Source organism: Aeribacillus sp. JST-2 (genome assembly GCF_056032925.1).
Genome location: NZ_JBVVUU010000060.1, coordinates 1 through 12114, shown reverse-complemented (window position 1 = coordinate 12114; position 12114 = coordinate 1). Strand labels below are relative to the sequence as shown.

General features: G+C 36.9%; 7 protein-coding genes and 2 pseudogenes. 1 reads left to right on the top strand and 8 read right to left on the bottom strand.

The window, feature by feature from the left end:
* Window positions 1-449: 449 nt before the first annotated feature.
* Both AC0KTX_RS15835 and AC0KTX_RS15830 read right to left on the bottom strand, forming a co-directional pair.
* The gene (locus AC0KTX_RS15835) at window positions 450-2024 is read right to left on the bottom strand and encodes a Vga family ABC-F type ribosomal protection protein (protein WP_474253051.1); all 1575 of its coding nucleotides are present in this window, start codon (window positions 2022-2024) and stop codon (window positions 450-452) included.
* 723 nt (window positions 2025-2747) lie between these two features.
* A complete protein-coding gene (locus AC0KTX_RS15830) occupies window positions 2748-3539 on the bottom strand; it encodes an NERD domain-containing protein (protein ID WP_340881447.1) in 792 nt (263 codons plus the stop codon).
* 822 nt (window positions 3540-4361) lie between these two features.
* Between AC0KTX_RS15830 and AC0KTX_RS15825 the strand changes: the two are divergent.
* Window positions 4362-4541: pseudogene (locus AC0KTX_RS15825) on the top strand (transposase); the annotation flags it as partial.
* 976 nt (window positions 4542-5517) lie between these two features.
* On the opposite strand, the gene AC0KTX_RS15820 reads toward AC0KTX_RS15825, so the two are convergent.
* The 6 genes and pseudogenes from AC0KTX_RS15820 to AC0KTX_RS15795 form a co-directional block, all read right to left on the bottom strand.
* The gene (locus tag AC0KTX_RS15820) at window positions 5518-6261 is read right to left on the bottom strand and encodes an amidohydrolase family protein (RefSeq protein WP_474253050.1); all 744 of its coding nucleotides are present in this window, start codon (window positions 6259-6261) and stop codon (window positions 5518-5520) included.
* A gap of 269 nt (window positions 6262-6530) precedes the next feature.
* Window positions 6531-6752, bottom strand: coding sequence for a helix-turn-helix domain-containing protein (locus tag AC0KTX_RS15815; protein ID WP_094245812.1), 222 nt, complete (start codon window positions 6750-6752; stop codon window positions 6531-6533).
* A gap of 10 nt (window positions 6753-6762) precedes the next feature.
* Window positions 6763-7239, bottom strand: a complete 477-nt coding sequence (locus AC0KTX_RS15810; protein ID WP_094245811.1) for a DUF2975 domain-containing protein — start codon at window positions 7237-7239, stop codon at window positions 6763-6765.
* Window positions 7240-7440: 201 nt separating this feature from the next.
* A complete protein-coding gene (ltrA, locus tag AC0KTX_RS15805; protein ID WP_474253049.1) occupies window positions 7441-8703 on the bottom strand; it encodes a group II intron reverse transcriptase/maturase in 1263 nt (420 codons plus the stop codon).
* Between the two features lie 802 nt (window positions 8704-9505).
* Window positions 9506-9655, bottom strand: a pseudogene (locus tag AC0KTX_RS15800) (metalloregulator ArsR/SmtB family transcription factor); the annotation flags it as partial.
* 184 nt (window positions 9656-9839) lie between these two features.
* Window positions 9840-11885, bottom strand: a complete 2046-nt coding sequence (locus AC0KTX_RS15795; RefSeq protein WP_474253048.1) for a methyl-accepting chemotaxis protein — start codon at window positions 11883-11885, stop codon at window positions 9840-9842.
* Window positions 11886-12114 lie beyond the last annotated feature (229 nt).

The following is a 12114-nucleotide window of genomic DNA, read 5'->3' as shown; positions in this document are numbered from 1 at the left end:
TTGACACCCCCGAATCATACCAAGAGGGCTTTTTTTATTCAAGTCCCCGAAAAAACTTCTAACAGGAATGCTCCTTTAAATTTTCAGTACACCGATTATTATAGAGATCTTATCTGAAAAAGTCAAAGAAAACTAGCAATTATTCCGCTTTTATACAACATTTTCTTGAAGAAGCTGTCCATTAATCTCCTTTTAACTTGCTGATTCTCCCACCATCCTGATCCCTTTAGAAAACAATAATACCTGAAGTTTGTGACAGCATTTTGTGCTTAACACATACACGTGATCATTTTATAAGCTTTAAATGATCGTGATCCAAGCAGTTTCATCACTTCCTGTAAAATCTTTTCTGTATTTTTTGCTCAACTGTCCAAGACGATATTGGTATTGCTCTTTAAATAAAAGCTATACATCGAAATTACCTTGGTTCAAAAAAGAATTCTTCGCAATTATTCAAACTTGTCCAATTCCCTTTTTTCTCGTAAAAGTTTTTGAAATTCCATTTCTAATTCTTTAGATGGTTCGATACTTAAGCGACTTAGTACTTCTGATATTTTTGTTTCGAGTAAGAGACGTTTTTCTTTTGCAGTGTCTCGATTTTTTTGCAGTTGAGCATGTTTATATTGCTGATAGGTTCCGTCAAAAAGTACAATCTTTTGATTACGTATTGCCAAAATTCGTGTAGCGATATTTTCAATGAATCGGCGATCGTGGGAGACGAAGATCACGCTTCCTTCATACTCTTTTAGAAGAGACTCTAATGCTTCAACAGATTCCGTATCAAGAAAATTCGTCGGTTCATCTAAAATTAACGTATTGATATCACTTAAAAATAGTTTTGCCAGTGCAACTTTTACCCGCTCACCGCCGCTCAAAACCTCTACAGGCTTATAGACATCATCTCTGAAGAAATGCATTCTCGCAAGAACCGTCCGAATAAGTGTTTCATTCTGTTTAGAAGAAGACTGGACATTCTCAATAATAGATTTTTCCACATCTAAAATATTTAAATTTTGGCTAAAGTAACCCATTTTCACAGCCGGGGAAAGTGTAATGCCAGGCTCTTCGTTGATGATCTTTTTTACAAGCGTCGTTTTTCCACTTCCATTTGGACCGATAATCGCTAATTTATCACCACCGCGTACATGGAAGCTTGCATTGCTCCAAAGTACACGTTCGCTAATCCTGCCTGTTACATCCTCTACACGAAAGATAATTCGATTTTTAAACGCTTCTGCATTCGGCAAGTTCATCTTAAGCGGCGGGAGTTCTTTCACTTTTTCTACCTTTTCAAGTTTTTCTAATCTCGTTTCAATGGCTTTCGCTGTTTTTTGCAGCTTCTTTTGCTTTTTGGCAAAGTACGGCTTCGCTCCAGTAATTTTCGCCTCTGATTTACTTACCTTTTTAGGAGTCTTTGTTGCTCTTTCCGCTTTTTTCTCTTTTAATTTTAATGCTTCTTCTAACTGCTTTCTCTTTTTCTCGTATTTTTCATACGCTAACTGTTCTTGACGTCTCTCTACTTCTTTTTGTTCTACATAATCGCTGTAATTGCCTGTATATTCCTTAATCTTTCCTTCATTGATTTCCCATATGGTCGTACAAAGAGCATCCAAAAATTCGCGATCATGTGAAACAATGATAAATGCCCCCTGCCACTCTTTCAGTTTCTTTTCTAACCATTCAATATGGTCTGTATCGAGATTTGTCGTTGGTTCGTCTGCAAGTAAAAGCTCTGGATCTTTCACAAAAGCTTTTTGAATATATTCTTGCGTCACTTCACCACCGCTTTTTGTTGTATCAGTTCGTTTAAACTGCGGCAAAAGTTCAAATTGAGTATGTTGAATAACGCTCCCTTCCTCTGAAGAAATTTTTTTAGCTAAAATATGAAGTAACGTCGTTTTCCCGCTTCCATTTCGACCAACTAATCCAATTCGATCTTTTTGATGGATTTCCAATCGATCCACATCTAGTAATAAACGATCCTGTACATAGTGCTTTATATGATGAGCTTCTAATAAGAGCATATGAACATCTCCTTTGTACTAACTTAGGAGACAAAAAAATGCCTCCTATATACATTCAGAATAGGAGGCATAAATATTTAGGGGCACACCAAAAAGAAACTATTCTTTTAGATCCACCTATAGAAGACCAATCCTATTCTGAAAAAACGACAATTGAAGTCATTGCAAACACAGCAGAGATTGTCTGCTAAACATAGCCTTCAATTGTAACCTTTCATAAATAGGATTAGTACTTCATTAGGTCAGTTCACCCTTCCGATCTTAAGTTTAAATTTACTATAAACGATTTACTAAGAATTGTCAAATGTTAATTGTAAATAAAAAACATTTTTGTTAATGGAACAAATTTTTACATTCCACTCATACATAAATAGCATTCGAGGAGTTTCGTCACGTTTACACATCGACAGTCTGACAAAATTAAATATTACGCGTATCAAGGTATTTTTGGGATTAGAAAACGTCCCAACTGCATTTGATGAACAACAAAAGATTTATGATCGCGCCTGCAGAGGATTGAATATATGGATGCAGCAAGGGCAGCTTTACGAGAGTAAATGATTAAATGGTAGTTCTTATGTTAATAACATGTAACTTTTTTGCTCCTTGCAAAAAATTGTTTCGTTAGCCAACCATAAAACGAGTTCACACACAGAAGTTGGAATTTAACTCATATTTCATGGGAGTACAATTGCTCCCACAATTATTCTACAACAGAGAAAATTAGCGAATCTTTTGTGTAAACCTGCATTTGGGATAGGTGCTGCAGCATTTAAATTTTCCATATTTTCCATTTTTGATTACTAGAGCGCTGCCGCATTTCGGACAGCGGTTTTGCTGAATATATCGATCCTCCTGCTTTCTATTTGTTTGAATCGTTTGTACATGCCGCTTTTTTATTTCTTTTTGTTGCTGCTTGTTCTTGGCAATGACAGTTTCTAATTTTCGAATCAACTGTTGTTTTGTTTCTCCGTCGATCTCGCTTGTTCTATGCTGCTCAAGCACTTGTTTCAGCTGTTTTGGATAAATAACGTATGCATTGGAAAAATGAATTTCTGATTTGAACTTTGCCCGCGGCAGAAGCACGACGACCGAGTGAATTGGTATATGTGCAAACTCCTCCCCAAGCCAGTTTCTTAACGCCTTGATATGACCTTTATTTTGAAAAATTGGATTAAGAAATTTTTCTTTTCGTTTGTAAATGACTTGTGTCCAATATTTTGACGTTTCATCACCAAAAATCCAACCGCTGTAATTTTTGGTTTCAATCACATACAACCCATAATCAGAAAGAATAATATGATCTATTTGCGAAGTGGAGCCATCTTGTTTCGGAATATACAAGTCATGAAAAGATTTGTATTTTTCAGACGATTCTTCTATCTTATTTATTTCTTTTCGGACTTTATATTCTCCAAGCGATCCAAGCCATTCCGCTTCTTTCGATTTGAACCATCTTGCTAACAAGGCAAACAAGAATAAAAGAAGGAATGTATAGAAAAGATTCGTATTCATTGTATTCCCCTTCCTTGCTGCATCTACTGTATGCTGTTGCAGACTGCTTTATTGATTTCTTTCAATTCTTATCGTATTGTTTTTTTTTCAGCATAAATTGTTGAAACAATATAAAGGAGTGCATAATCCTTCTTTTAAAAACAAGCAATTAAGAATATCAGCAATACTAGTACTGCTAAAATTGATACAAAAGCCGTTGTTATTAGCAAAATATATCTAAACGGGGATTTAATTTTAAAGGACTGATAACAAAAGACTATTCCTAAAACTAATGTAATCAGAGAACCCATTTGCCCAAGCCTAGTATCTAATTTGTCTGTCATAAAAACGAACGAATAGAGAATAAGCAAGTGAATCGTTACAAGGAAAAGACAAAAAGCATTGACTGTTTTTGATTGAACATCTCCCATATTAACCTCCCAAGCTATTGAAATTTATATTTTTAATCTTTGTCACAATTAATCACTAAATACGAATGAATATTTAATCAGTTACCTTGAAGCGATTCCCAATGCCAAAAAACATTTATAAAGGGTATCGTCTTACCTATTAACGCTTTTTTTACTCATATAAACCTAAAATTATTTCTAAAAGTCCTGATAATGCCGAATACACTCATGATAATGTTAGTTTTAGCTCAAAAAGACAAATGTTAAAAATATAACTCTAATCAAGCTTTATTCATTTAGCCGAAGCATTAATTCTTATAATTTGCCAACTAGTAATTCGTCGGTGATCGCAACAAAAAGCTTTCTCATCATTTTAAGTTAACCTTCTTAAGCGATGAAAGATCTTTTTTAATACTTCCCACTCCTTTTTTTTTGGAAGGCACAAATTTTACAATATTTTCTTACCCCTTTTACGAATGGCCGGATTGAAGGTACAAACCATAAGATTAAGAACATCAAAAGACGTGCTTTTGGCTTCAGAAACCTTGAAAGATTTCGGCTACGTGTATTTTTGGAATGTACAGGTAAAACTTATAAAAATCAGGTTGCTTAACCATGCCCTTCATCAGCTTTCCGCATTGTAGTTGGTAGAATGGAATCCGTCAAGGAAAGCACTTGACCGCTTCCATCTACCAACTTAGTGGTCTGCAAGCTGACGAAGGAGCTACTCTAGATTGAGTATCAATCTCGCTAACTTATTTCCGGAATTGTGTGAACATCACAGAATATGGTGATGAGACCTTTTTTATTTATATTTTGTGGGCACTCTTTTTTGTTTTGAAACTTTTGATGTACAAGGATTTAGAGTGATGAAATTCATTCATATTGTTGATTTATAAGGATTAACGCTCTTAATGGCTTCTGGAATACCCAGAAGAATTATAATGTACTATTCATTAATTATTGGGAGAGGAAAACGATGCAAACAAACGTTGACCAGTGTACCCGTGTATATACGACGATCTATCCAATATTAATTGCAATCAGTATCGGTCAATTGACATGAAGCCATGCAGTCGGTTGTTCCTGAGTGTTTTCGATTTTGGGAACATCAATGCATTTATCGTATTCGCAAATTGGCTGGATCGCCTTTAATTAAATATAGTATTTTCATTTTGCACGCTGATCGTCGGTTTACTTGCAGATTGGTTTCCTTGACTGTGGAAAAATAAAAAACGGGAGAGACCAGAGTCATTGATTATCCTCGAGACATTTTTTTACATTATACTACATTTAATTTCCTTATCCAATTTTTTGTTAAATCTCGTTATTAAAATTGACTGGATAGTCAATGTGTTTTTTTAAACTGCAGGTTAAAAACAGTTCCATGCGAAGAACATGACATAATCCATTTTCTCCAAAACAAAAAAAGAGGATGCCATCTAAATAGACATCCCATTTTGTCGTATATGCTTTGTTTGAATAAAATATAAATATGCAATAAAAAGGCGTGAAATGTTTACTTTTCTTAATTTTTTTGAAAACTTTCGCTTTATATTTCCCTTTTTCGCACTTAATTCCACTTTACTTTATTTACAATACCATTCCATTGCATTTTGATAAAGGATTTTTTTAACTGCTTTATCATCAAAATGCTCTTGGATTAATTCGATATCTGAAAACCGGAATGGTCTTTTTGCCCTTGTAGAAGGCAGGTCCGTTCCAAACATGAGGGCATCTGGATTCACCTTATAGATATTTTTCATCGCTTCAACCGGGTCAAAATCAATTCGTCCAAATCCTGTTGCTTTTACACGTACACCCATTTCAATTAATGCAAGCAAATGTGGAAATCCTTCCTTCGACAAGCCTAAATGGTCAATGGATACTGCTGGAAGTTGGGCGATAATTGGCTTGATAGCCGGCAGCTCTTTTGAATTAATATACAATTCTGTATGCCAATTAGCTAGCTCATAAACTCTTTTAGCAAAATAATCTAATCGACGAATGTCCTCAGAGCCCCCGCGATTCACATTAAAACGCAGTCCTCGGACACCGTGTTTATTTAGCTCAATAATTTCTTCGTCGGACGTATCGTATGGAAGCTGTGTTATACCAACAAAATTCTTTCCTAGTTTTTGTAATGCATCCAACAAATATGTTTGGTCAAACTTTTGAAAAGAGCCTGAAACAATTGCTCCACCTACTAAATCAACTGTATTTACATGTTGTAAATAATCCTCTGTTGTAAATGGCTCGGGCAAGAAGCCTTGATTTTCGTATAAAGGAAACTTTGGATCAATAATATGTAAATGCGCATCAAATATTTTCATCAGATTACCCCATTCAAATGTGTCTCCTTTTTGTATTTTGGAACCATCAGCATTACTCATACCGCCTGTAATTTTATCAATGCTGATTTCTATTGATTAAAAATCAAAATTAGCATTATTTGTTATACTTAAAATCATGTTATTCTCATTTGGTTCCATAGAATTATCCGTACAAGCCGATAAAAACATAACTATCAAAAATGAAATTGATAAAAGTAACGATTTCTTCATAAATTCTCAACCCCTTATTAAATTAATTATTTGATTATTTATTCTTGGGTATCCTTATCACTTTGATATTCAAGAATATCCCCAGGCTGACAATCCAAAGCCTTACAAATAGCATCTAAAGTTGATAATCGAATCGCTTTTGCTTTTCCATTTTTCAAAATAGAAATGTTAGCCATAGTGATTCCAACTTTTTCAGATAGTTCTGTTACACTCATTTTTCTTTTTGCTAACATCACATCAATATTAATTATAATTGCCATATTTTTCACCTCAGACCGTTAAATCATTTTCTGATTTTATTTCTATGGCATTTTTTAACAACTTTTGAAGAACCGCAGAAAAAACTGCAATCACAAATGAAGCAAAGATAATTATAAATCCTGCAAGTGCTATTCCAGGGTGTAAGGCATTTTGTGATATAAGAAAAATACTACCTATTACATATAAAATGCTAATGGCATTTGCACAGTATTTTATATTTTTTAACGCATTTACTGAAAACTCCGAGAAAGCATTGTTTTTATCAATGTTGTTTAAAAGTCTTAAAGTCTGATATAAAGCAAAGAAAAATGGTATTGCAGTTACATACAAACCAATTAATACAGGATATTGCAAATAAGCATATTCTGGATACATTTCTGCGGTATAATTTGCTAACCAAGGTAACAAAAATATACACAAAGCAAGTACCGTAATCCCAATAAGAAAAACAGCTATCTTTAAAAAGAGTGTTGTTCCTCGTTCCATAAAAGCACCTCACTTATTTACCGTTATTATTATCCTAATACAAAGTTTATTGTCTTGCAATAAATTATTGTTATTAATTTATATATTATTGTTGTTTTACTATTGTAATTTCTTTTGTTGGTGTGAAATCGAGTAGGAGGGGGAGATTAACCCCCGTCCTCTCACACCACCGTACGTACGGTTCCGTATACGGCGGTTCAATTAAGATAGATGACGCAAGAATTCATAACGTTTTTGTAGACTTTTAAGCCCTTGGTTACTCCAATAGGGGTTTCCAAGGGTTTTGTGTAATATGGGACTTTTTGAAATTCGCCAGTAACCTTTACGACTGTTCCCCCATTCATAGGCTTTCCAGCTAGGAACTCCTAACTTTATGAGGTTGCGTATTCTGGTTTTTGGCTTTTTCCAGCTTTTCCATAAACACATCCGGAGTCTTCGTCGTATCCAGCTATCTAATTTTCCAAAGATACTCTTTGTGTCTGCTAATGCAAAATATCCACACCAACCAATTAAATATTGATTCAATTTCTCAATTCGATATTCCATTGGGTATGGCATCTTTCTTGATGTAATTTCTCGTACCTTTTTCTTCATTCGTTTTATACTCTCTCTGGCGATTCGAACTTTTGGCTCTTCTGAAGATGTAAAACTAAATCCAAGAAACTTCCGTTTCCATGGTCGGTCAACCGCCGATTTTTTCTCGTTGACCTTTAGACGTAGTTTCCCCTCAATAAATCGTTGAACACTAGCCATTGTTCGTTCCCCAGCTCGTTTCGACTTCACATAAATATTGCAATCATCGGCATAACGAACAAATTTATGTCCTCTTTTCTCTAATTCTTTGTCTAGTTCATCTAGTGCAATATTCGAAAGTAGAGGGCTTAGAGGGCCACCTTGCGGCGTCCCTTGTTCTGTACTTGAAACCATACCATTAATCATGACACCAGCTTGTAGATATTTGCGGATTAGCTTCAATAGTGGCTTTTCTTTAATCGTCTTGGCTAATGTGTTCATCAGCCTGTCATGATTCACTCGATCGAAGAACTTTTCTAAATCCATGTCCACTACCCATCTATAACCATCCCTGATATAACCTTTTGCTTTCCTTACTGCGTCATGGGCACTTCGATTTGGACGAAACCCATAACTATGTTCGGAGAACATAGGGTCATATATCCTGGATAGTACTTGGGCTATTGCTTGTTGAATCAAACGGTCTGTCACGGTTGGAATACCTAATAACCGAACACCGCCATCGGGTTTCGGGATTTCGACTCGTCGGACAGGCATTGGTTCATAGGTACCCTTGAGAATGGCTTCTTTAATGGATATCCAGTTTTCGACTATGTGCTGACGTAGGTTTTGTACGGGCATCATATCTACTCCATGGCTACCTTTATTCTTTTCTACTCTTTGTAAAGCTAAAAGCATATTCTCCCGTGACAGGATTCGTTTCAAGAGCATCGTTATTCTTCCTTCCGTGAATAGCTGGTCTTCTTATGCCAGTGCTCACTCCACCCTCCAAGAGGACCCCTGCGGGATTCACCGCTTCCTCCCTCAAGTGAGGTACTACGTTTTCTGTGTTCAACATGACGCACTGAATGCAAAGGGCTATTCTCTCTTAATTGTTCGGTCCTTCCGAATTGTTCTAGACCAATCCGTACTATGACCTCTGCTGACTTCTGATGGTTCAGCTACTTATCACTAAGTAGGTTATGAAGGGTACTTCACATATCCATCAGACCTCCCCGGGTAAGAGTGTAATCTTTCCTTCCATCTATCTGCTTCATTTACTCTATATCACCTTTGGCAGAAAGGACTTTGTTTTGTTATGCAAACTCATCCAATGATACCTAGCCTTATATGAAGTTCGTGTTCCTCAGACCGGAAGTTCGCCGCTCGCTTCCTTCAGATTCCGCGTCACCACGGACACCCTTGCGTTAGGCTAACCACTACTTCTGCCTTCGTGGCTCGGGACTTTCACCCTAGAGATTACACCCATGCCGGGCGCACATAAAAAAGCATCTCTTTTTTTAGACAGAGATGCTTTGAATACCTAATACAGTCATAACAATAAATTTCTTTTTTCCAGTATGTCGTAACACTTTTACAAGGCATTGGAAAATTTATTTGCAACACTCTTGTTCATTAGAATATTTAAACTTTCTCACAACACATCACTCAACATTCCACCAAATAATCCGATTTAGGCATCCATTGTTTTCAAACTGTTAAAAAAGTAATTCCACCATATATTCCGAAGACCCAAAATTTTTAAATGATGCGACACGCTCGGTTTCTGCATATCAAAATGGAAAGCAATTTCACCAGCGGTTAAATCCCCACTCTTCAGCAAGGAAAGAATCTTTCTTCTAGTGGGATCAGCAATGGCTTTAAACGCTTCGTTAAATAACAAAGAACGCACCACCTTTAAAAAAAATAAGTAATATTCTATTTAGATATTTAGAAAATCATCTAATCTATACCATAATAAACCACACCATTCATATTTTCATTTCTCCAGTTCAATTTGTTTTTTCTTCTTCTCTGAAAGAAAAAAAGCCGCTGCGGCGGCTTTTCTATATAGGCAATTCATATTTTTAGCGGGTGGCAGCCGCTACTTCCTCTAAATTTTTGGTGGAATTTGTCATGTTATTCAACAAATCCCTCAATCTCTTCAATGCTCCCGTCACCTCTTCCACCATGGCCAGCAGCTGCTCGCTGTTTGCGGCATTGGATTGAATGTTGCCGTGCATATTCTCAAATACATCAATCACGCATTGGCCGTTTTGAAACATAGTTTCAACCGAATCTCCCAGCTGGGTAATCTTTCGTGACGACTCTTTCGTAGCATCAATCAAATGCTGAATAGAATCGTTCGCATGCTGAATTCCCTGTCTGCTGCTTATAATAACTGACAATTGATTGTCATTTCCTTCTTTCGTACTGGCAATTTCTCGCTGAATATCCAATAAGATTTGAGCAATCTTATCAGTTGCCCTTCTGCTTTCCTCCGCCAGTTTTCGGACTTCTTCGGCCACGACAGCGAATCCTTTCCCCTGTTCTCCAGCTCGAGCGGCTTCAATGGCTGCGTTCAACGCCAGCAAGTTTGTCTGTTCCGCAATACCTTTAATTAGTGAAATAATTCCTCCAATTTCCTCTGAACTTTTGGCTAGCTTTTCGATTCGGCTGCCGCTTTCTTCTACTCCTTTGTAGATATTTTCTATTACATTCGTAATATTTTCCAACCCCCGAATACTGCTTTCCGCTAGACCCTTGGCATTGTTTGAGAAGTCTTCGAGCTCGGATGTCATGCTGGAAACATTCGTCAAGGTACGGGACATATTTTCCACGATTTCCCCGGCTTCATTCAGCTGCTCAGCTTGCTGTTGATTGTTGTGTGCATTATCTGTCACAGCCTTGGTAACCTGTTCCAATGTCTCCAGCGTTGTATCCATCTCTGAACGATATTCCTTCTGGGTCTTTGTGACAGCAACTAAATTGCCTTGGATAGCCGACAGCATTTCCTGGTACTTTTGTACCACTTCTGTAATTGCTTCTTGAATCTCTTTTAACTCTTTCGCTTTTACTTGCTCCCATTTTACTTCCTGCCCGTCCCCTGCTTCCCGCAGGACTCTAGAGAAAAATTTCAACGGCTTTAACACCGAGCGGATCACACCAAAAAGGACAAAGAGGAACAACAGTGAAAAGATAAAAATCGCCAGCATGATTTTATATCCAACCCCATTAATCAACTGCTGAAACTCCTGCAATACTTGGTTAGTGGATTCGGCATGCTGGAAATACGGGGCAGCATCTAACAAGGTATATAATACATAACGCACATTTCCATCCGCTTTTACCGGAACATAAGCCTCCACATGATTGTCCTTCAGGAAAATCCGAGCTTTTCCGGAAGAAAAGACCGACTGAACATTTTCGTTTTTTGCAGCCTTTCCTTTTTCCCACAGCGATGGCTGTTCTTTCTTTAATGTTTCCATCAATACGACTTGTTTGGGATCAAACAAATAAATTGCTTTCACTTCTTCCTTCTCTTGGATGTGACGGGCGAGCGACGATTCAAAATTGCTTACATCTAACGCCGATTCGACAATTCCTTTTCCCTCAGCGCGGGGAATGGCCATAAACTTGAAAATCTCTCCGGTCTCTGCTTTGATCGTCAAGGTTGAAGGCAGCATCTGCTCTTCACCCGTCAGCAATTTGCGATATCCGTCCCAAATATCAAATAAATTATTCCCTAGTGCCGCTTTCTCTGTAGATGCGACAAAAATTCCATCTCGGTTTGTTAGATAAAAATCTGTCATCCCTGTTTGCTCTGCCAAACGCTTCAAATCTTCGTTATGTAACGTTCTCCCCCGATCCTGCTCCTGCAATAAATAGGCTGCATTCAGCATATTTTTCTCCACCGACTGCTCAAGTTCAACTAAATTTCTGGAAATTTGATTCGCAAACGCCTCCACTTCCGCCTCTAATTTTGTTTCCGCTTCCTTCCATACTTCATCAGTTATTTCATTCCCTTTTTTCTCTAAAGTGTTTCTTTCCAACCATAATACTAGAAACGTGCTGGACAATAACAAAAAAACAAAACCTGCCATTAAAGCAAAAAGCTTGGCTTTCATAGTCATTCCGTCATATCCCCCTTTCTTACCTCTAGTCAAGTATTTTTTATTAAATAATTTGGTTAATATAGATTTTATTTTGGAAGGAAGGGGGACCCCTTCCTTCCAAAATAAATTTTCGCATGACAAATAGACCTCACGATTTCCATTTTTTTCGTCAGGTCTTTGTGATATAATCTTACTTACGATTACTGATGCATTGTTGCCTTTTCGTAATCGTATTTCAGATTATGTG

What these genes read in the sequence shown, in the direction of transcription:
- AC0KTX_RS15835 (WP_474253051.1), bottom strand. Translation starts at nt 2,024, where the DNA reads ATGCTCTTATTAGAAGCTCATCATATAAAGCACTATGTACAGGATCGT.
- AC0KTX_RS15830 (WP_340881447.1), bottom strand. Translation starts at nt 3,539, where the DNA reads ATGAATACGAATCTTTTCTATACATTCCTTCTTTTATTCTTGTTTGCC.
- AC0KTX_RS15820 (WP_474253050.1), bottom strand. Translation starts at nt 6,261, where the DNA reads ATGAAAATATTTGATGCGCATTTACATATTATTGATCCAAAGTTTCCT.
- AC0KTX_RS15815 (WP_094245812.1), bottom strand. Translation starts at nt 6,752, where the DNA reads ATGGCAATTATAATTAATATTGATGTGATGTTAGCAAAAAGAAAAATG.
- AC0KTX_RS15810 (WP_094245811.1), bottom strand. Translation starts at nt 7,239, where the DNA reads ATGGAACGAGGAACAACACTCTTTTTAAAGATAGCTGTTTTTCTTATT.
- ltrA (WP_474253049.1), bottom strand. Translation starts at nt 8,703, where the DNA reads ATGCTCTTGAAACGAATCCTGTCACGGGAGAATATGCTTTTAGCTTTA.
- AC0KTX_RS15795 (WP_474253048.1), bottom strand. Translation starts at nt 11,885, where the DNA reads ATGACTATGAAAGCCAAGCTTTTTGCTTTAATGGCAGGTTTTGTTTTT.